Below are 244 nucleotides of genomic sequence, written 5' to 3'. Positions count from 1 at the left end.
AGTATTGCGTTTAACTCCTTGTCGTAGCAAAGTGGAAGCATTCCTCACCAGGAATGATTCCACTATGAATGCACTGGCCCGATTCTCGATACTCGCCTTTGCTGCGCTGCTTACAGCATGCGCCAGCAAAGCGCCGCCCCCCGCGCCCGCCAAACAGGTCGTAGTCCGTCCGGCGACGAATTTCTCGCCCGCCGCCGACGATGTGCTGTTCCGTGCCCTCGGCCTGGTCGGCACGCCCTACCGC

At 60.7% G+C, this 244-nt stretch carries 1 protein-coding gene; it reads left to right on the top strand.

The genetic code is table 11. The features are described from left to right. Window positions 1-64 precede the first annotated feature (64 nt). The coding region (locus tag ACLJNW_RS27825; RefSeq protein WP_410961819.1) for a hypothetical protein at window positions 65-244 on the top strand (180 nt) is incomplete at its 3' end.

The organism is Salmonella sp. SAL4457 (assembly GCF_046548235.1).
Lineage (GTDB): Bacteria > Pseudomonadota > Gammaproteobacteria > Enterobacterales > Enterobacteriaceae > Salmonella > Salmonella enterica.
Note: the sequence above shows the minus strand (reverse complement) of the source record. Positions and strands in the feature narration are given on the sequence as shown.